Source organism: Streptomyces sp. SS8 (assembly GCF_054072955.1).
Window position 1 is genome coordinate 1 of the sequence record NZ_JBSVCZ010000014.1, and the last position, 19,306, is coordinate 19,306.

Below are 19,306 nucleotides of genomic sequence, written 5' to 3' on the forward strand. Positions count from 1 at the left end.
GCGGGGGGGCGCCCCCCGCCGGGGGGGGGGGGGGGGCGGCGGGCCCCCCCCCCGGGGGGGGGGGGGGCCCCGCCCCCCGACAGGGAGCGGGGCCGATCCACACCCGGGCGGTCCACCGGGAGGCGGATCAGATCCCGGCCGGTTCGCGCGGCGGCTCGGCGGGCGTCCTCGGGGGAGCGGCGGTCTCGGACAGCCCCACCCGGCCGTGCAGCAGGCGCAGGGCCTTCGGCGCGTACCAGGCGCCGCGGCCCAGCAGCCGCATCGCGGCCGGGACGAGTACACCGCGCACCGCGACGGCGTCGATCAGGATGGCCAGCCCGCTGCCGAGGCCGAACATCTGGATGAAGCTGATCTCGCTGGTGGTGAAGGCGAACAGGCTCACCGCCAGCAGGCCGGCGGCCATGGTGACGATCCGCCCGGTGCGCGACAGCCCGCGGGTGACGGCGGTCTCGGTGTCCTCGCCCGCGTCGTGCAGTTCCTTGATCCGGCTGGTGACGAAGACCTCGTAGTCCATCGACAGCCCGAAGACGATGCAGAACAGCAGCACGGTCATCGAGGTGTTCATCGGCATCGGGGTGAAGCCCAGCACCGAGGACAGGTTGCCCTCCTGGAAGATCCACACCATCGCGCCGATCGAGGCGGTGAGGCTGATGGTGTTCAGTACCAGCGCGCGCAGCGGCTGCACGACGCTGCCGGTGAACAGGAACAGCAGGGCGAAGGTGGTCAGCGCCACCCAGGTGATCGCGGCGGGCAGCCGGTCGCCGATGGCGGCCTTGGTGTCCACCAGCCGGGCGTCCGGACCGCCGACCAGGGCCTCCACCCCATCGGGGGCCGGCACCGCGCGGATGTCGCGCACCAGATCCTCGGCCGCGCCGGATCCGGACTCCGGCTCGATGGCGACGGTCAGCCGCTGGGCGTCGTCCCGGCCGAGCGCGGCGCCCATCGGGCCGGGCGGGGCGGCCTCGCCGTCCTGGTAGGTGCCGGAGGAGGCCTGGACGCCGGTGACGCCGTCGAGGCGGGAGAGGGCGGTGGCGTAGGCGTCCAGCCCGGCGGTGTCCACCGGGCCGGTGGTGACGATCTGGACGGCGGAGGTGTTGTCGCGGCCGAAGTCCTCGTCGATGGCGGTGGCCACCTGGCGGCTGGGCGCGTCGCCGGGCAGCACCCGCTCGTCGGGGTTGCCGAAGGACGCGCCCAGCAGGGGGCTCGCGGCGAGCAGCAGCACGGCAAGGACCGGCAGCGCGGTGAGTGCCGGCCGGCGCATCACCACCGAGGCCAGGCGGCCCCACACCGGCGCGTCGGGGCGGCGCACGGAGTCCGCCCAGGGCAGCCGGCCGCTGTTGACGCGGTGGCCCAGCACCGCCAGCAGGGCGGGGACGACCACCAGTGCGCCGACCGCGGCGATCGCGACGACGCCGATCCCGGCGTAGGCGAAGGTGCGCAGGAAGAAGGGCGGGAAGAGCAGCAGCGCGGCGAGCGCGGCGACGACGGTGGCGGCGGAGAAGGCGATGGTGCGGCCCGCGGTGGCCACGGTGGTGCGCAGCGCGTCCGGTACGTCGTCGCCCTCGGTCAGCCGCTCGCGGAAGCGGCTGACCAGCAGCAGGCCGTAGTCGATGCCCAGGCCCAGGCCGAGGGCGGTGGTGAGGTTGACCGAGAAGATCGAGACGTCGGTGATGCTGCCGAGCACGTAGAGCTCGGCGAAGGTGCCCATGACCGCGATCAGACCGATGGCCAGCGGCAGCAGCGCGGCCACGACACTGCCGAAGGCCATCACCAGCAGGATCAGGGTGATGGGGACGGCGATCGCCTCGGCGATGGCGAGGTCCTTGGAGATCTGGGAGGTGATGTCGCTGGCGACGGCCGCCTGGCCGCCGGTGCGCACGGTGACGGCGCCCCGGTCGCCGGACCACTTCTCGGAGAGTTCGCCGGCGCGGTCGGTGCGCTCGGTGTCGTCTCCCTCGATGTGGGCGAGGATCAGCGCCTGGTCGCCGTTGCGTGACGTGAGTGCGGAGCCGCCGGTGTCCCAGTAGGAGATCACACCGGACACGCCGGGCTCGTCCTTCAGCCCGTCGGTGATCTCCCGGCCCGCACGCTCGGCGGCGGGGGAGTCCAGCCGGCCGCCGTCTTCCGCCCTTACCAGCAGGACGAGGTTGCTCTCGCCGCCGAATTTCTCGTCGATCAGGGCGGTGGCGCGACTGGAAGGCGCGTCGGGGTCGTCGAAGCCGCCGCTCTGGAGCTTGCCGAAGGCGCCGATGCCGACGGCCGCCATGGCCAGCACGGAGACGAGCGCGGCCACCAGCACCGTTCGGGGGCGGCGCAGTACCAGATCGGCGATCCACGACAGCATGGTCTTCCCTCTCGCTCACTTGCGGACGCGCGCCGTAATATGTTTACGACGTTAACTTCGACTCTGGCAGAGAGATGTTAATGATGTCAACATCAGGCAGTATCGAATGATGCGAACAGAAGGCGCCGGAAAGAGCGGCTACCACCACGGAGATCTGCGCAACGCGCTCATCGAGGCGGCGACGGACCTCGCACGCGACGGCGGACCGGAAGCCGTCGTGCTGCGCGCCGCCGCACGCAGGGTCGGGGTCTCGCCGACGGCCGCCTACCGCCACTTCACCGGTCAGGGCGACCTGCTGATGGCGGTCAAGGAGCAGGGCCAGCGGGGGCTCGCGGAGACGATGGAGCGGTCGGCCGCCGACGGCGGCGCGGAAGGGGACGGGGCGCGAGGCGCGGGAGAGGCCGCCGAGGAGCGGCTCAAGGCGCTCGGCGCGGGCTACATCGAGTTCGCGCTGGCCGAACCCGGTCTGTTCCGTGCGGCCTTCTGCCGCCCGCCCGAGGCGGCGGACGGGAGCGGCGACCCCGGCGCGCAGGAGGACTCGGCCCGTTGGATGTACCGCTCCTTCCGCTTGCTGGCCGAGGCCCTGGACGGGCTCGTCACCACCGGCCGGATGCCCGCCGGGCGGCGCTCCGGCGCCGAGATCACCGCCTGGGCGGCGGTGCACGGACTGGCGGTTCTGCTGCTGGACGGCCCGCTGGGCCGGCTGTCGCCGGAGCAGCGGGACACCCTCGCCGCCGGAGCGCTGGACACGGTCATCCGGGGTTTCACCGCGTCGGAGTGACGGCCCGCGGCCCGCTCCGGCGGACCCGCGGCGAAGAATGCCCCGGTGTACGACGTAAGCTGATCCGGCCCCGTCGGACGGCGTGCGGGGCCCCCGACACCCGGTCGGCCGAGTACCGGGCCGGACCCGGGGCATGCCCGAAATATGATGTTCCACATCGCGGGTGGTGACCGACGGCCGCAGGCACGGACGGCCAGGGGCATCGATGCCCGGGTGCTGTCGGTCGGAGAGGCGGAGAGGTGACGGCGATGACAGCGGGCGGCCCCCGGTGACCCCCGCGCGGGACGCGCGCAGCCGAGCCGTCCTGGACAAGGCGGCGCGTGAGAACTTCCCCGTGGCCCCCCGCTTCCTGCCCCGCGCCTGGCGGGACGACCTGATGGCCGTGTACGGCTGCGTCCGCCTCCTGGACGACATCGGCGACGGCGACCTGCCGCCCGGCGGCGCCGACGCCGCGCTGCTGGGAGTGGACCCCGACCGGGCCGGTGACCGCGGCGCACTGCTCGACGCCTTCGAGGCCGAGCTGCACCGGGTCTTCCGCACCGCCCGGGACACCGGCGCCGGGGGCCGGGACGTACCCCGCCACCCCCTGCTGTACGCCCTGGTGCCGACCGTGCGCCGCCACGCGCTGACCCCCGAGCCGTTCCTCGCCCTGGTCGAGGCCAACCGGCTGGACCAGAAGGTCCGCCGGTACGGCACCTGGGAGGAGCTGCTGGGCTACTGCGAGCTGTCCGCCAACCCCGTCGGCCGGCTCGTCCTGGCCGTCACCGGCACCACGACCCCCGAGCGCGTCCGCCGCTCCGACGCCGTCTGCACCGCGCTGCAGATCACCGAGCACCTCCAGGACGTCGCCGAGGACCTCGCCCTGCGCGACCGGATCTACCTCCCCGCCGAGGACCTGGAGCGCTTCCGCGTCACCGAGGCCGACCTCGCCGCGCCCACCGCGAACGCCTCGGTGCGCGCCCTGGTCGCCTGGGAGGCGCGGCGCGCGCACGAACTGCTGAACGAAGGAGTCCCGCTGGTGGCCAGCGTCCCCGGCATACCGAAGATCCTCATCGCCGGATTCACCGGCGGCGGGCGGGCGGCCCTGCGCGCCCTGCGCGCCGCCCGGTACGACGTCCTGGGCGGCGCCCCGCGCCCGGGAAAGGCCGGTGTGCTGCGCGAGACCGCGTCCGTCCTGGGAGCGGCGAGGTGAGCCCGACGGCGAGGCGGAGCGCGAACGCGGAACGGGCCGCGCGGCAGGCGCCGCCCTCCCCGCAGGTCTTCGCCGCCTACCGCTACTGCGAGGCCGTCACCGGACGGCAGGCCCGCAACTTCGCCTACGGCATCCGGCTGCTGCCCACCGACCGGCGCCGGGCGATGTCCGCCCTGTACGCCTTCTCGCGCCGCGTGGACGACATCGGCGACGGCCCCCTAAAAGCGGAGGTCAAGCGCGCCCGGCTGGAGGAGACCCGCGCCCTGCTCGACCTCGTCCGCGCCGGGAAGGTCCCCGACGACGCCACCGACCCGGTCGCCGTCGCCCTGGCCGACGCCGCGGAGCGCTTCCCGATCCCGCTGGGCGGGCTCGACGAGCTGATCGACGGCGTCCTGATGGACGTCCGCGGCCGCGCCTACGAGACCTGGGACGAGCTGAAGGAGTACTGCCGCTGCGTGGCCGGCGCCATCGGACGGCTCTCCCTGGGGGTCTTCGGCACCGTGCCGGGCGCCCCGGGCGCCGACCGCGCCCCCCACTACGCCGACACCCTCGGCCTCGCCCTGCAGCTGACCAACATCCTGCGCGATGTGCGCGAGGACGCCGCGGAGGGCCGCACCTACCTGCCCCGCGAGGACCTGGCCGCCTTCGGCTGCGACACCTCGCTGGACCGCCACGCGCCGCCCGCCGGCGCGGACTTCGCCGATCTGGTGCGCTTCGAGGTGGACCGGGCCCGCGCGCTGTTCGCCGAGGGGCTGCGGCTGCTGCCGCTGCTGGACCGCCGCTCGGCCGCCTGCGTGGCGGCCATGGCCGGGATCTACCACCGCCTGCTGGCCCGTATCGCCCGCGACCCGCACGCCGTACTGCGCGGCCGGGTCTCCCTGCCGGCGCGCGAGAAGGCCTACGTCGCCCTGCGCGGCCTGTCCGGGCTCGACACCCGGCTGGCCGCCCGCACGGCCCCCCGGGAGAGCACGACGTGACCGGCGCACCCGATCCGCGCGCCGTCGTCGTCGGAGGAGGGCTGGCGGGCACCGCCGCCGCACTGCGCCTGGCCGACGCGGGGGTGGCCACCACCCTGGTGGAGAGCAGGCCCCGGCTGGGCGGGCTAGCCTTCTCCTTCCGCCGCTCCGGCGCGGCCGGCGAGCTGACCGTCGACAACGGCCACCACGTCCACCTGCGCTGCTGCACCGCCTACCGCTGGCTCCTGGAGCGCATCGGCGCGAGCGACCTCGCCCCCCTCCAGCCCCGCCTGGACATCCCCGTCCACGACGCCGCACGCGGCAGGACCGGCCGGCTGCGGCGCGCGGCCCTGCCCGTGCCGCTGCACCTGGCCGCCTCCCTGGCACGCTACCCACACCTCTCCCCGGCCGAGCGGCTGGGCGTGGGGCGGGCCGCGCTGGCGCTCGGACGCCTGGGCGGGATCGACCCGTCCGACCCCGCGCTGGACTCCCAGGACTTCGGAAGCTGGCTGCGCCGCCACGGCCAGTCCCCGCGCGCGGTACGGGCACTGTGGGACCTGATCGGCGTCGCCACCCTCAACGCCCGCGCACCGGACGTCTCGCTCGGGCTGGCCGCGATGGTCATCGGCACCGGCCTGCTCGGCGGCCCCGGCGCGGCCGACATCGGCTGGTCGCGGGTCCCGCTGGGGCACCTGCACGACACGCTCGCCGCCGCCGTGCTGGAGAAGGCGGGTGTACGCGTGGTCCGGCAGGGCCGGGCCCGGGAACTGACCCGGGAGCCGGACGGCACCTGGCGGGTCGCGGTGGACACCGGCGCGCGCCGGACCGGCGAGACGCTGCGGGCCGGCACGGTCGTCCTGGCCGTACCCCAGCGCGAGGCCCACCGGCTGCTGCCCGAGGGCGCCCTGGAGGAACCGGAGCGGCTGCTGCGCATCGGCGACGCGCCGATCCTCAACGTCCACGTGGTCTACGACCGCAAGGTGCTCCACCGCCCCTTCCTCGCCGCGCTCGGCACCCCCGTGCAGTGGGTCTTCGACCGCACCGCGGCCTCCGGCCTGCGGGAGCGGCCCGGAGGAGCGGCGAGCCAGTACATCGCGGTGTCCCAGTCCGCCGCGCAGGAGGAGATCGACCTGCCGGTCGCCGTCCTGCGCGACCGCTACCTGCCCGAACTGGCCCGTTTGATGCCCGCCGCACGCGGCGCGAAGGTGCGCGACTTCTTCGTCACCCGCGAGCGCACCGCCACCTTCGCGCCCGCACCCGGTGTCGGACGTCTGCGCCCCGCCGCCCGCACCGGTGCGCCGGGGCTGTGGCTGGCCGGGGCGTGGACCGCCACCGGATGGCCCGCGACGATGGAGGGCGCCGTGCGCAGCGGGCTGACCGCCGCCCGGGAAGCGCTGGCCGCCCTCGGCCGCCCGCACGACGACGTCTTCCAGGAGGCGGCGTGAGCACGACACCGAACGCAGAGGAGACCCCGTGACCCCGGCGACCCCGAGGACCCTGACGGACACAGCCGTCGACACCGCCAGCGTCATCGAGCTGCTGGAACGCGGCCGCACGCTCGCCACGCCGATGCTGCGCGCCGCCGTGGCACGGCTCGCGCCGCCCATGGACTCCGTCGCCGCCTACCACTTCGGCTGGATCGACGCACAGGGCAACCCGGCCCGCGGCGACGGCGGCAAGGCGGTGCGCCCGGCGCTGGCCCTGCTGTCGGCCGAGGCCGCGGGCGCCGAGCCCGCCGCCGGCGTCCCCGGGGCGGTGGCCGTGGAACTGGTCCACAACTTCTCCCTGCTCCACGACGACCTGATGGACGGCGACGAACAGCGCCGCCACCGCGACACCGTGTGGAAGGTGCACGGACCGGCGCAGGCCATCCTCGTCGGCGACGCCCTGTTCGCGCTGGCGGGCGAGGTGCTGCTGGAACTGGGCACCGCCGAGGCCGCGCACGCCACCCGCCGCCTGACCCTGGCCACCCGCAAGCTCATCGACGGGCAGGCGCAGGACATCTCCTACGAGCACCGGGAGAAGGTCACCGTCGCCGAGTGCCTGGAGATGGAGGGCAACAAGACCGGCGCGCTGCTGGCCTGCGCCAGCTCCATCGGCGCCGTCCTCGGCGGGGCGGACGAGGCCACCGCCGACGCGCTGGAGGCGTACGGCCACCACCTGGGCCTGGCCTTCCAGGCCGTCGACGACCTGCTGGGCATCTGGGGCGACCCGGCGGCGACAGGCAAGCTGCCCTGGAGCGACCTGCGGCAGCGCAAGAAGTCCCTTCCGGTGGTCGCCGCCCTGGCCGGTGGCGGGTCGGCCGCCGAGCGGCTCGGGGAGCTGCTGGCCGCGGACGCCACCAAGAGCCAGCGGGAGTTCGAGGACTTCAGCGAGGAGGAGTTCGCGACCCGCGCCGGGCTGATCGAGGAGGCCGGCGGCCGCGAGTGGACCTCCCAGGAGGCCCGCCGGCGGCACGCCACCGCCCTCGCAGCCCTGGACGGCGTGGACATGCCGGACCGGGTGCGCGAGCGGTTCGCCGCCCTCGCGGACTTCGTCGTCGTCCGCGAGGGCTGATCCGGCCGGCGGCAGGCCGACGGGGGCCTGCGGGCCGCCGGAGCCGGGGGCAGGGGCCGCGGCGCCTCAGAGCTCCAGCAGGCGGCCGCGCAGCCGCTCGCGCAGACCGGGGGTGAGGCCGAGCCCCTCGGAGAGGTAGGACTCCACCCCGCCCCAGGTGTCGGTGATGGTGTCGAACGCCGCGTGCAGATAGGCGGGGCGGACCTCGAAGAGGGGCGCGAGCAGCTCCCTGACCTCGGGCGACATCCCGCCGCCCGCGTCGGGGGAGCGGTGGATCCGGTAGCGGCGGTGCGGGGCGTTGGACTCCAGATAGTCCGCCTCGATCGCGTCCCGCTCCACGTTCAGTGCCAGCAGCGTCACCGCGACCGACAGCCCGGCCCGGTCCTTGCCCGCCGCGCAGTGCATCAGGGCGGGCACGCTCTCCTCGGCCAGCTCCCGCAGCAGCCGGCCGTGCTCGGCGGTGCGCTGCCCGACCATCAGCCGGTAGGAGGCCACCATCCGGGCCTCGGCCTGTCCGTCGCCGAGCAGGGACCGCAGCAGGGCCAGGTCGCCCTCGCGCACCATCGTCCAGAACTCGGCGCCCTCGGCCGGGTCCGACAGCGGGATGTTCACGTTCCGCACGCCCGGCAGCTCCACGTCCGGGCCCTCCAGGGCCTGGTCGGCGGAGTTGCGGAAGTCGAAGACCGTGTGCAGGCCGAGCCGGGACAGGAAGGAGGTGTCCTCCTCGGTGGCGTGTGCCAGGTGCCCGCTGCGGTAGAGCACGCCCTGGCGCACCCGCCGGCCGTCGGCGGTCGGCAGACCGCCGACCTCGCGGAAGTTGCGCACCCCCGTCAGCACGGGTTCCACGGTCTCGGATGTCATGGGCACTCCTTGTTCCGGCCTCGCTCCGGTGGTCGGGACGGCGGGGTCGGCGCGCGGCCCGCCGCGCGGTCCCGCACCGGCCACTGAGACCCTACGGCATGAGGGCGCGGGCGGGCCGGGTCCGCACGGAGATGGGGCGGAAGCGTGGAGATCCGGTGCGGCGGTGGTGCCGGGACCGGTGCCGGTCCGGGACCGGGAGGTGAGGTGGAGGACGTGGACGACGGACTGTTCCGGCTTCCGGCGGCCGAGGTGGCGCCGGGCGCGGTGCACCTGCCCGGCCACCTGGGGGAGGCCGCGCAGCGCGAGCTGCTGGACGCCTGCCGCGCCTGGGCCCGACCGCCCGCCGGGCTGCGCACCGTGCGCATGCCCGGCGGCGGGGAGATGTCGGTGCGCCAGGTCTGCCTGGGCCTGCACTGGTACCCGTACGGCTACGCCCGCACCGCGGTGGACGGCGACGGTGCGCCGGTCAAGCCCTTCCCGGCCTGGCTGGGGCAGTGGGCGCGGCGGGCGGTGGAGGAGGCGTACGGGCAGGGGCCGTGCACGGTCCCGTACGACATCGTGCTCGTGAACTTCTACGGGGGGAGGGCCCGTATGGGGATGCACCAAGACAGCGACGAGCGATCCCGCGCCCCCGTGGTCTCGTTCAGCCTCGGCGACACCTGCGTCTTCCGGTTCGGGAATCCGGACGGCCGCGGCCGCCCGTGGACCGACGTCGAGCTGAGCAGCGGCGACGCCTTCGTGTTCGGCGGTCCCTCCAGATACGCCTACCACGGCGTTCCGCGCGTCCGCCCGGGCACCGCGCCGCCCGGGACCGGACTGCGGGGGCGGGTCAACGTCACGGTCCGGGCACGGTGACCCGCCCCCGGCGGGCGGCGGTTGCGATCGTGCCCCCTTTCCCGCGGAACGACGGTGCTCCCATCTGCCGGGGCCGCCGAACCGGTGGAGCGGATCCGCCGGCGTGAGCAGGGTGTCCGGACGGCCTGCCGTGCCGGGGCCGGGTCCCCGGGTGTGCGGAGGCGGGAGGCCCTGTTCGGCCGCGGCCGCGGCGGGGAAGGGTCTTGTCCGACCCGCTGACCCACCGGCCTACCGGCACCGAGGAGCGAGAGAACTTGACCCTGCGAGCGGACACCACCCGGGCCCAGGACGGACTGCCCGTCGCCACCTACACCTGGTCCCCTGCGGAGGGAACGCCCCGCGCGCTGGTGCGGATAGCGCACGGCGCGGCCGAACACGCCCTGCGCTACGGCCGGTTCGCCCGTTTCCTGGCCGGGCACGGCTACGCGGTGGTCGCCTCCGACCACCGCGGCCACGGCGCCACCGCCGAACACACCGGCGGCTACGGCGTGGTGGGGGAGAGCGGCTGGCGGGCCGTGGTGGAGGACCTCAAGGCGGTCGGCGACCGGTTGCGCGCGGAGCTGCCCGGTGTGCCCCACGTCCTGCTCGGGCACAGCATGGGCTCCCAGCTCGCCCGCGACTTCGCCCAGGAGTACGGCGGAGAGCTGGCCGGGCTCATCCTGTCGGGCACCTTCCGCTCGCTGCCCGGTGCGGAGCCGCAGGGGGCGGTGGAGCGGCTGCGCGAGGAGATCGGCCGCGGTGGCCGCGCCGCGCCCTCGGACTTCGTGCCCGCCCTCTTCGGCTCCTTCAACGACCCCTACGAGTACCGCACCGGATTCGAGTGGCTCTCCCGCGACGAGGCGGAGGTGGACGGTTACGTCGCCGACGAGCGGTGCGGTTTTCCCTTCAGCGCCGGCCTGGCGCTGGACTGGGTGCTGGGGGTGCGCAAAATCAACGACCCGCGGCAGCTCGACCGCGTGCCGCGCGACCTGCCGGTGCACATCGCCGTCGGCGACCAGGACCCCTGCCACCAGGGCATGACGCTGGTGTACGAGCTCCTGGAGGACTTCCGCTACCGGGGGCTGCGCGACCTGACCTGGCGGGCCTACGGGGGAGCCCGGCACGAGATCCTCAACGAGACCAACCGCGACGAGGTCCAGGCGGACCTGCTGGACTGGCTCGGCGACCGGGTGTGAGGCGGTGCGGAGGGCGGGGCGCGGAGGACCGCCGCGCCCCGCCCTCCGCACCGTGCCGTCAGACCGCGGCGCGGGCGGTGAAGGCGGTGATCCGCTCCCGCAGCGAGCCCGGGTCCAGGCCGTGGGCCGCCAGGTGCTCGGTGGCCGTGCCGTAGCGGCGCAGCTCGGCCCGCGCCGTCCCCAGCCCGAGGATCCGGTGCGGGACGTCGGCCAGGGCGTCCGCGGCGGCGGCCGTGGAGGTGCCGGCCAGGTACGGCTCGACCAGGACGGCCTCGGGGGCGCCGGAGCCGGCGACGGCCGCCCGCAGCGCGGCCGCGTCGAAGGGGCGGACGGTGGCGGCGTACAGGACCGTCGCGTCCAGCCCCCGCACGGCCTCGAGGACGGGGTCGAGCAGCGGGCCGACCGCGACGACCACCGGCGCCCCGGGCCCGCCGCGCCGCACGGTGAGGAAGCCCTCGCCGGTGACCGGCCGGGGGCGGGCATTGGTCTGCGCCGACAGCCGGACGTACACCCGGTCGTTCCCCTCCCCGCTTCCCTCCCCGTTTCCGTCCCCGTTTCCGCCCGTGCCGCCCGCGCAGGCGCGGCGCAGCAGCGTCTCGGCCTCGTCCGGGTGGCCGGGGACATGGACGGTCCAGCCGTCCAGGGTGTCCAGCAGCGCCACGTCGCCGGGCGCCATGTGGGTGAAGCCGCCGGCCGGCCAGTCGTAGGACCCTCCGGCGCTCACCAGCACCCCGCCCGTCCCCTGGTGGCCGAAGTCCAGCTTCAGCTGCTCGAAGGGCCGCTCCACCAGGAAGGAGGCGAAGGTGTGCAGTACCGGGCGCATCCCGGCGAGGGCCAGTCCGCCGCCCACTCCGACCAGCAGCTGCTCGCGGATGCCGACGTTGACCACCCGGTCCGGGTGGCGTTCGGCGGCCCGGCGGAAGCCGTCCGTGCCGATCTCGGCGAGGACGACCGCCAGACGCGGATCCTCGTCCAGCAGGCGGGATACGACGGAGGCGAAGCGTTCGCGCATGGTGTCCATGTGACAGGTTCTCCTTGTGTTCCCGCGGGGGTCAGGCGTGCTTGGGTTCGACACGGGCGACCACGGCGTGCGGGCGTCCGGGGTGCGGGCGGGTGTACGCCGCGTACAGCGCCTCGTGGTCGCGGCCGTCGACGGTCAGTGCGGACCAGCCCGCGGCGGTGAAGCGGGAGGCGATGCCGCCGGGCAGGGGGTGGGAGGCGGAGGAGTTGTCGATCACCAGGGTGTGCAGGCGGTCGAGCCCCGCGGCGCCCGCGAAGTCGATGGCCTCGTGGTTGCTGCCCTCGTCCAGCTCGGCGTCCCCGACCAGCACCCACACCCGCGGCCCGGTCAGTTTCCGGGCGCGCAGCCCGAGTACGGTGCCCACGGCCAGCGGCAGCCCGTGCCCGAGCGAGCCGCTGCCGATCTCCACGCCGGGGATCAGCGTGCGGTCCGGGTGGTGCCCCAGCGGCGAGTCGTAGGAGCCGAAGCCCGGCAGCCAGTCGGCCGGGAGGAAGCCACGGGCGGCGAGCACGGCGTAGTACGCCATCGGGCCGTGCCCCTTGGACAGCAGGAAGCGGTCCCGGCCCGGGTCGCCGGGGCGGTCGGGGCGGACGCGCAGCACCCGGTCGTACAGCACCCACAGGGTGTCCAGGGTGGAGGTGGCGGCGGCGTCGTGCTTCTCGTCGCCGGTCATCAGGGACATCAGGGAGGGAAGGGAGTCGAATCCCGGGCTCCGCGGCGGTTCGGCGCCGGGCGTGGAGCCGGGCGCGAGGCCGGAGGAGTGCGGTGCGGGGCCGGAGGAGTGCGGTGGTGTCGCGGTCGTCATGCCAAGAGGCTGCAACCTCAAGGTGACTTGAGGTCAAGCAGTATGCTCGCCGGCATGACCGACCGAGACGGACGCCTCGCCATCGGGGAACTGGCCGCCCGCTCCGGGCTCGCCCCCTCCGCCCTGCGCTACTACGAGGAGATGGGCCTGATCCACTCCGAGCGGACCACGGGAAACCAGCGGCGCTATCCGCGCACCGCCCTGCGCCGGGTCGCCTTCGTACGGGCCGCCCAGCGGGTCGGCCTGTCCCTGGAGGAGGCCCGCGCCGCGCTGGACCGGCTGCCCGTGGAACGGGCGCCCAGCGCCACCGAGTGGAACGCCGTGGCCCGCACCTGGCAGCGGCGGATCGATGCGCGGATCGGTGAACTGGAGCGGCTGAAGGAGCGGCTGACCGGGTGCATCGGCTGCGGCTGCCTCAGCCTGCGCAAGTGCGGCCTGTACAACCCGGAGGACATCGCGGGCTCGCAGGGGGCCGGCGCCCGCTACCTGGAGGGGGACGCGCCGCCGGAGGGCTGAGGGGCGCGGGCGGTGTGCGGGTTCCGCGTCCGCCGCGCCGGTCCCCCACGCACCGGCCCGGGTTTCCACGCGCCGGTGCGCGGGCACTCGCGCGGCGCGAGAGACCCGGGAGGTTGACGATGGCCGACATCTCCGAGCTGGAACTGGACGCTCTGTGGGACGAGTTCCACGCCGTGGTGAACATGACGTCGAACGAACTGGAGGCATGGCTCAGGACGAGTGTCGCCGGGGAGCGGACCGAGGAACTGCCCGAGCAGGCCGGCTCCGAGCGGGGACGGCAGGTGCTGGCGATCCTGCGCAAGCGCCGCACGGACCTCACCGACGGCGACATCGCGGTGATGCGCGAGGTCGTCGACACCGTCGGCGCCGAACGCGAGCGGGTGCGCGTCGCCGAGGCGGTACGGGACCCGGACTGGCGCCACCGGATGATGTCGCTGGGCCACGACCCCGTCAGGGCGTCCTGACCGCGGTGCGGGCCGGGGGCCGTGCCGTGCGCCCGGCCCGCCCGTCATCGCGTGTCACCACGCCACCGCATGCCCGCCCGTCACTGTCCGGCGGCCAGCGGCAGGGCCCGCGACGACAGGCGCTCGGGCGGGCCGGGCCGGGCGTAGTACCAGCCCTGGGCGGAGTCGCAGCCCAGCTTCCGCAGCTGGTCGGCCTGGGCCGCGGTCTCCACGCCCTCGACGGTCACGGCCAGCTCCAGGGCGTGCGCCAGCGAGACGATGCCCTCGACGACCTTGAGGTCGACCGGGTCGGCCGGGTCCTGCTGGAGGCCCCGGGTGAAGGAGCGGTCCAGCTTCAGGGTGGTCGCGGGCAGCCTGCGCAGACTGGCCAGGTTCGAGTAGCCGGTGCCGAAGTCGTCCAGGGCGATCCGCACCCCCAGGTCGGCGAGCCGGCGTAAAGGCTTCAGCTCCGCGTCGTCGGCGCGGATCAGGGCGCTCTCGGTGACCTCCAGGCAGAGCGAGGCCGGATCCAGCCCGGCGTCCTCCAGCACCGCCACGGTCTCGGAGACCAGCTCCGGATGGTGCAGCTGCCGCGGCGAGAGGTTGACGTTCACCCGCAGCGGCCGGGGGCCGCCGATGCCGCGCACCTGCCACTCGCACGCCTGCCGCACCGCCTGCTCCAGCACCCAGCGGCCCAGCGGCACGATCAGCCCGGTGTGCTCGGCCAGCGGGATGAAGCGGTCCGGGCCCAGCACCCCGTGGAGCGGGTGCGCCCAGCGCACCAGGGCCTCGGCGCCCTCCACGCTGCCGTCCTCCATCCGCACCAGCGGCTGGTACTCGATGAAGAACTCCTCGCCCTCCAGGGCCGCGGGCAGATGGGTGGTCAGCATGTGGCGGCTGATGGTGCGGGCGTCGCAGTCGGGATCGGCCAGCTCGTAGCGGTTGCCGCCCCTGGCCTTGGCCCGGTACATGGTGATGTCGGCGCTGCGCAGCACCTCCGCCGGCGTCAGCTCCCCGACCGGCCCCTCGACGACGCCGATGCTGGCGCGCACCGGCAGCTCCCGGCCGGCCAGCGGGATCGGGCAGGACAGCGCGTCCAGCGCCCGCCGGGCCAGGTCGGTCACCTCCGAGCGCGAGGCGGGATCGCTGACCAGGGCCACGAACTCGTCGCCGCCGATCCGCGCGACCATGTGGCGCGGGGAGGCCACACAGCTCTGCAGCCGCTCGGCCACGTTCACCAGCAGCTGGTCGCCGACCGAGTGGCCCAGGCTGTCGTTGACCGTCTTGAAGCCGTCCAGGTCCAGGTAGCACAGGCCGATCCGGGCGGTGCCGGAGCCGGGGGAGAGGACGTGCTCCAGCCGCTCGAAGAACAGGGTGCGGTTGGGCAGGTCGGTCAGCGCGTCGTGGGTGGCCTCGTAGCGCAGCCGCAGGTTCAGCAGGCGCCGCTCGGTGATGTCCTCCATCAGCGCCAGCATGTAGCGCGGCTCGCCGTCGGGTCCGCGCAGCAGCGAGACGGTCAGATTGGTCCACAGCACGGTGCCGTCGCTGCGCGTGTACGGCTTCTCCACGCGGTAGTGGTCGCGCTCGCCCCGCACCAGCTCGTCGTGGACCCGCCAGACGCCCGGTGCGTCGTCGGGGTGGACCCAGTCGGAGACCCGGCGGCTGCGCACATGCTGCTCCGAGCCGCCGAACATCTTCGCGAGCGCGCTGTTGATGTCGAGGATGGTCCCGTCCATGTCGGCGATCCCGATGCCGACCGTGGCGCCCTCGAAGACCGCCCGGAAGCGGGTCTCGCTCTCGTGGAGGGCCTTCTCGGCGCTGGCCCGGGCCGCGAGCGCGGACCGGGCCAGCGCCTCCTGCTCGGAACGGGTGCGCTCCTGCAGCGCGCGGGCGAACCCGGCCGAGACGGCGTGCTGGAGGCGGGCGCAGCGGGCCCGCCCGTCCTCGGTCGGCAGCACCGACGGGTCGCTGCAGTACAGCAGCAGGTAGGCGTCCACCACGCCGAGCACCTGCGGCAGGGCCTCGGGCGAGGTGCAGTGCGCCCCGACGAGCGCCGCCCCCACCTCGCGCCCCGGCGAGGGGTCGAAGGGGCGGGCGTGCAGCGCCTGGCCGAGGATCCGCGCCAGCGGGAGGAGGTAGTCCTCGAACTCGGTGCGGGTCATCGAGGTGGCCGTGGCGGGGTAGACCGCGCGGCTCCAGATCCGGGCGAAGCGGCGGTATCCGTCGTGAGGGTCGCCGGAGGCCTCCGGCGCGAGGGGGCGGCCGGAGGCGGCGGGCCCCTGCGGAGTGGGGCTCACGCCTTGCGTCCCACTCCGCCGAAGCCGGTGAAGATCACGGGGTCCTCCTGGTCCACCGGTCCGTCCGGGCGCCAGTTCGGCATGGACACCAGACCGGGCTCGACCATCTCGAAGCCGTCGAAGAAGCGTTCCACCTGGGAGCGCGAGCGCATGATCAGCGGCGAGCCGATGTTGCGGTAGACGCCCTCCACCTCGTCCCCCTGCTCGGGTCTGCGCGGGCCGCCCTCGACCGAGGCGTGGGTGAGGACCAGCAGGCTGCCGGGGGCGAGAGCGTCGCGCAGCTCGGCCACCTTCGCCCACGGGTCGTCGCCGTCCTCCAGGAAGTGCAGCAGCGCCACCAGCAGCAGGGCCACCGGGCGCTCCAGGTCGAGCAGGCGCCCGACCTCCGCGCTGCCGAGGATGTCCTCGGGCTTGCGGAAGTCGGCGGCGACGACGCCGGTGCGCTCCTCCTGGCCCTCCAGCACGGCCCGGCTGTGGGCGACGGCGACGGGGTCGTTGTCGACGTAGACCACCCTCGCCCCGGGTGCGGCGGCCTGCGCGACCTCGTGGACGTTGCCGAAGGTCGGGATACCGGAGCCGATGTCGAGGAACTGGGTGACGCCCTGCCGCGCGGCGAAGCGGACGGCCCGGCGCATGAAAGCGCGATTGGCCTGCATGATCTTCGGCAGCCCCGGGAACACCTCGATGGCCCGCCGGGCGGCCTCCCGGTCGGCCTCGAAGTTGTGCGACCCGCCCAGGTAGTAGTCGTAGATGCGGGAAACGCTCGGCACGGACAGGTCTATGTCCTGCGGAGCCCAGGCGGGACGCTCCATCAAAGTCTCCAACCGGTCGGTGAATATGACAGGGACTCCTGAGGCTACTGATCCCAGGCTGACAGGTACACGGATCCGAACGCCGACGTTCCGGCACCGGCCCGCTACGTATAGCTTGCCCCGGTTCCTCCATCGGGATAATCGTGGCGGCCACCGGGTTTTCGCGGCCCCCGGCCCGGACACCCGGGGTGGATGAGTAACACCGATCACGACGAACTCCCGTTCCCCGACTACGATCACCTCTCCGCGGGCGAGCTGGAGCACCGGATCCGGGCCCTGTCGCACGAGGACCTGGAGCGGTTGCTCCACTACGAGCGCGAACACGCCGGCCGTACCCATGTGATCGCGCTGCTGACGGCCCGTATGCGCCAGCTGGAGGAGGGCAGCCCGCGCTCCCCGGGCGGCGCCGAGCCGCCCTCGGGGCCGCAGGGCGAGCCCGGCGGATCCCCCGTCAGCCCGGCGACCTCGCCGGAGCCGTACAACCCGCCCCCGCACGGCACCCCCGACCAGCGCGCCAAGCCGGTGGGCAACCGCTTCCGGTAGAGGCCGTACCGCGGTCGGGGCCCCGGGAGCCTGTCCCCGCTCCCGGGGCCTCGCCCGTGCCCGGCCTGTCCGCGTCGGGCCGCCCTTCCGGAAGGGCGGCCCGACGCGGACAGGCCGGAGGCCGGAGCGGCCCGGGGCTCAGTACTCCTCGGCGCGGGTGGAGGGCAGCAGTTCGCGGATGTCCGGCGGCAGCACGTGGCCCACCTTGATCATCAGCTCGGGCGAGACCGCCGCGTCGAGCACCTCCAGCACCGCCGTGGCCTCCCGCACCGCGGTGTCCTCCGTCGCGCGGGACCGCCAGGCCACCCGCCCGGCGAAGGTGGTCAGGTCGAACGGCTCACCGTGGGTGCGGGCGTCCGCCCGCCGCTGCGGCGAGGCCTCGTGCCCGGCCACCACCCGGCGCAGCGACTCCGCCGCCTCCCCGGGCAGCTGGGCGGCCAGATGGTCGGCCACGCCGTCCGGTATCCGCTCCGCCAGCGTCTCCAGCGTGGCCCGCAGGGCCCGCTCGGCCGTCTGCCGGTCCGGCAGGTCCGCGTGCGCCTGCACCTGGCCGGTGAGCTCCTCGTACCGCATGGTCGGCACTCCTCTCGGCGTCTGGTCGGGATCTCGCGGGAGGACCCCGCCGCGGCCCCCGGATGGCGGGTGACCCCGCAGGTGCGCATCGACACCTGCCGTTTCCGTGACCGGCGGCCGGGAACCCGTAACGGACCCGACGAATCGGAGGTGAGGAAGGTGCCCGCACGGAAGGAGCTTCCGTCGACCCTGGAGCGCTCCCCCGAGGAGGCGCAGCGCACCTGGATCAAGGCCCACGACTCCGCGGTGGAGGAGTACGGAGAGGGCCGGCGCGCACACCAGACCGCCTACGGCGCCCTGAAGCACAAGTTCGAGAAGGTGGGCGACCACTGGGAGCGCAAGGAGGGCGGCCGCAAGGGGCCCTCCGACGAGCGGGCCGCCCGCCCGCGGGGCAGGGGCGGACGCAGTGGTGAGGGCGTCGACGAGAACGCCAGCAAGGAGCACCTGTACTCCATCGCGCAGCGGCTGGACATAGGCGGACGCTCCAGGATGACCAAGGACGAACTGCTGCGGGCCATCCGCAAGGCCAACCGCTCCAGGACCCGCGAGGCGCGCTCCTAGCAGAGCCCGGCCGGTCCTGGCCGGGCAGGAGCGGCCGAAGCCGTGCCGGGCGGAGGCACCGCGGCCCGGCACGGCGCCGGCGGGCCGCGGTGCCTCAGCCGACGTAGCGGCGGGCGGCGGAGCGGCGCTGCTCCTCCTCCAGCAGCCGCAGCCGCTCCTCGACCTCCGGCGGCACCGCCCGGCGCTCGCGCAGCACCCACGGCAGCCCCGCCAGTGCCCGGCCGAAGGCCCGAGCCGAGGCCGCGTCGCGCGGCACCGTGCGCGCCAGCCGCCAGGTGCGGCGCAGCGCCGCGGGCAGCGGGCGGCGCAGCCAGCCGAACCACAGTGTGTTGCGCAGCCCGTCCTCCCGGCGCGCGGTCGCGTCCCGCACCGCCGAGGGCGCGTGGTGGACCGTCAGCTCCCCGGCGTAGGCCAGCCACCAGCCGCGCACCATCAGATCGGTGGCCAGCAGCTCCTCCTCGCCGCCCAGCCACAGCCGGGGCGAGAAACCGCCCGCCTCCCGGAAGGCGTCGGTGCGCAGCACCGTGGCCGCTGCCAGGAAAGAGCCCAGGGCCGGACCGGGCAGCCACCCGGGACCGGGGACGGGCGAGTCGCGCAGTTCGGCGACGATCGGGTCCTCGGCGCCGCCGGGCTCCACCACGATGCGCGCGGTGACCGCCGCCAGGCGGGGGCGGGCGTCCAGCAGATCGGCGGCCCCGGCCAGCGATCCGGGCTCCCACCAGGAGTCGTCGTCGCTGAAGGCCACGTACGGTGTGGTCACGCGCTCCACCGCGACATTGCGCCCCACCGCCCCCAGGTTCCGCTCCGCCCGCAGCAGCCGCACCCACGGGTGGACGCGTGCGACGGTATCGGCGGTGCCGTCCGACGAGGCGTTGTCGACGACGAACACCGGCGGGCGCTCGGGCAGTTCGGCCAGCCGGCCCAGGGTGCGCAGCAGCTCCTCACGGCGGTTGTGGGTGATCACCACGACCGAGACCCGGGAGCCGGTCTCCCCGCCGGCTTCGGTGATCCCCCC

At 74.8% G+C, this 19,306-nt stretch carries 19 protein-coding genes; 11 read left to right on the forward strand and 8 right to left on the reverse strand.

The window, feature by feature from the left end; genetic code table 11:
- Window positions 1–127 precede the first annotated feature (127 nt).
- The gene (locus ACW69E_RS15185) at window positions 128–2,344 is read right to left on the reverse strand and encodes an MMPL family transporter (RefSeq protein WP_457498773.1); all 2,217 of its coding nucleotides are present in this window, start codon (window positions 2,342–2,344) and stop codon (window positions 128–130) included.
- 106 nt (window positions 2,345–2,450) lie between these two features.
- On the opposite strand from ACW69E_RS15185, the gene ACW69E_RS15190 reads away from it, so the two are divergent.
- The 5 genes from ACW69E_RS15190 to ACW69E_RS15210 all read left to right on the forward strand — a co-directional run bounded on the left by ACW69E_RS15190 (window position 2,451) and on the right by ACW69E_RS15210 (window position 7,829).
- Window positions 2,451–3,125, forward strand: a complete 675-nt coding sequence (locus ACW69E_RS15190) for a TetR/AcrR family transcriptional regulator (protein ID WP_457498774.1) — start codon at window positions 2,451–2,453, stop codon at window positions 3,123–3,125.
- A 268-nt stretch (window positions 3,126–3,393) separates the two neighbouring features.
- Window positions 3,394–4,317, forward strand: a complete 924-nt coding sequence (hpnC, locus tag ACW69E_RS15195; protein WP_457498775.1) for a squalene synthase HpnC — start codon at window positions 3,394–3,396, stop codon at window positions 4,315–4,317.
- Entirely contained in the window at window positions 4,314–5,294 is a 981-nt protein-coding gene (hpnD, locus tag ACW69E_RS15200) for a presqualene diphosphate synthase HpnD (protein WP_457498776.1), read from the forward strand. Before hpnC ends, hpnD begins: the two co-directional genes overlap by 4 nt.
- Complete coding sequence (hpnE, locus tag ACW69E_RS15205) at window positions 5,291–6,718, forward strand: hydroxysqualene dehydroxylase HpnE (RefSeq protein ID WP_457498777.1); 1,428 nt, start codon at window positions 5,291–5,293, stop codon at window positions 6,716–6,718. Before hpnD ends, hpnE begins: the two co-directional genes overlap by 4 nt.
- Window positions 6,719–6,746: 28 nt before the next feature.
- Window positions 6,747–7,829, forward strand: a complete 1,083-nt coding sequence (locus ACW69E_RS15210; protein WP_457498778.1) for a polyprenyl synthetase family protein — start codon at window positions 6,747–6,749, stop codon at window positions 7,827–7,829.
- A 66-nt stretch (window positions 7,830–7,895) separates the two neighbouring features.
- Here the strand turns inward: ACW69E_RS15210 and ACW69E_RS15215 are convergent, their stop codons facing one another.
- Complete coding sequence (locus ACW69E_RS15215) at window positions 7,896–8,690, reverse strand: tyrosine-protein phosphatase (protein WP_457498779.1); 795 nt, start codon at window positions 8,688–8,690, stop codon at window positions 7,896–7,898.
- 213 nt (window positions 8,691–8,903) lie between these two features.
- Here ACW69E_RS15215 and ACW69E_RS15220 point away from each other — a divergent pair, with 213 nt between their 5' ends.
- The gene (locus tag ACW69E_RS15220) at window positions 8,904–9,545 is read left to right on the forward strand and encodes an alpha-ketoglutarate-dependent dioxygenase AlkB family protein (protein ID WP_457498780.1); all 642 of its coding nucleotides are present in this window, start codon (window positions 8,904–8,906) and stop codon (window positions 9,543–9,545) included.
- 254 nt (window positions 9,546–9,799) lie between these two features.
- A complete protein-coding gene (locus tag ACW69E_RS15225) occupies window positions 9,800–10,720 on the forward strand; it encodes an alpha/beta fold hydrolase (protein ID WP_457498781.1) in 921 nt (306 codons plus the stop codon).
- Between the two features lie 58 nt (window positions 10,721–10,778).
- Here the strand turns inward: ACW69E_RS15225 and ACW69E_RS15230 are convergent, their stop codons facing one another.
- Both ACW69E_RS15230 and ACW69E_RS15235 read right to left on the reverse strand, forming a co-directional pair.
- A complete protein-coding gene (locus tag ACW69E_RS15230) occupies window positions 10,779–11,741 on the reverse strand; it encodes a transketolase (RefSeq protein ID WP_457498782.1) in 963 nt (320 codons plus the stop codon).
- A gap of 31 nt (window positions 11,742–11,772) precedes the next feature.
- Window positions 11,773–12,423 (reverse strand): transketolase, encoded by a 651-nt coding sequence (locus ACW69E_RS15235; protein WP_457498899.1) that lies wholly within the window; start codon window positions 12,421–12,423, stop codon window positions 11,773–11,775.
- A gap of 177 nt (window positions 12,424–12,600) precedes the next feature.
- On the opposite strand from ACW69E_RS15235, the gene soxR reads away from it, so the two are divergent.
- Window positions 12,601–13,062 (forward strand): redox-sensitive transcriptional activator SoxR, encoded by a 462-nt coding sequence (gene soxR / locus ACW69E_RS15240; protein ID WP_457498783.1) that lies wholly within the window; start codon window positions 12,601–12,603, stop codon window positions 13,060–13,062.
- A 119-nt stretch (window positions 13,063–13,181) separates the two neighbouring features.
- Window positions 13,182–13,526: a DUF3140 domain-containing protein gene (locus tag ACW69E_RS15245; RefSeq protein WP_457498784.1), complete on the forward strand. Its 345-nt coding sequence runs from the start codon at window positions 13,182–13,184 to the stop codon at window positions 13,524–13,526.
- 80 nt (window positions 13,527–13,606) lie between these two features.
- On the opposite strand, the gene ACW69E_RS15250 is transcribed toward ACW69E_RS15245, so the two are convergent.
- On the reverse strand, window positions 13,607–15,802 hold the full coding sequence (locus ACW69E_RS15250; RefSeq protein WP_457498785.1) for a putative bifunctional diguanylate cyclase/phosphodiesterase: 2,196 nt from the start codon (window positions 15,800–15,802) through the stop codon (window positions 13,607–13,609).
- Window positions 15,799–16,614, reverse strand: coding sequence for an SAM-dependent methyltransferase (locus ACW69E_RS15255; RefSeq protein ID WP_457498786.1), 816 nt, complete (start codon window positions 16,612–16,614; stop codon window positions 15,799–15,801). The genes ACW69E_RS15250 and ACW69E_RS15255 overlap by 4 nt, the downstream gene beginning before the upstream one ends.
- A gap of 192 nt (window positions 16,615–16,806) precedes the next feature.
- Between ACW69E_RS15255 and ACW69E_RS15260 the strand changes: the two genes are divergently transcribed.
- Window positions 16,807–17,157, forward strand: a complete 351-nt coding sequence (locus ACW69E_RS15260; protein ID WP_457498787.1) for a hypothetical protein — start codon at window positions 16,807–16,809, stop codon at window positions 17,155–17,157.
- Between the two features lie 138 nt (window positions 17,158–17,295).
- On the opposite strand, the gene ACW69E_RS15265 is transcribed toward ACW69E_RS15260, so the two are convergent.
- Entirely contained in the window at window positions 17,296–17,730 is a 435-nt protein-coding gene (locus ACW69E_RS15265; RefSeq protein WP_457498788.1) for a DUF2267 domain-containing protein, read from the reverse strand.
- Between the two features lie 159 nt (window positions 17,731–17,889).
- Between ACW69E_RS15265 and ACW69E_RS15270 the strand changes: the two genes are divergently transcribed.
- Window positions 17,890–18,291 carry a ChaB family protein gene (locus ACW69E_RS15270; RefSeq protein ID WP_457498789.1) on the forward strand — a complete coding sequence of 134 codons (402 nt, stop codon included), beginning with the start codon at window positions 17,890–17,892 and terminating at the stop codon, window positions 18,289–18,291.
- 94 nt (window positions 18,292–18,385) lie between these two features.
- Here the strand turns inward: ACW69E_RS15270 and ACW69E_RS15275 are convergent, their stop codons facing one another.
- Window positions 18,386–19,300 carry a glycosyltransferase family 2 protein gene (locus ACW69E_RS15275; protein WP_457498900.1) on the reverse strand — a complete coding sequence of 305 codons (915 nt, stop codon included), beginning with the start codon at window positions 19,298–19,300 and terminating at the stop codon, window positions 18,386–18,388.
- Window positions 19,301–19,306 lie beyond the last annotated feature (6 nt).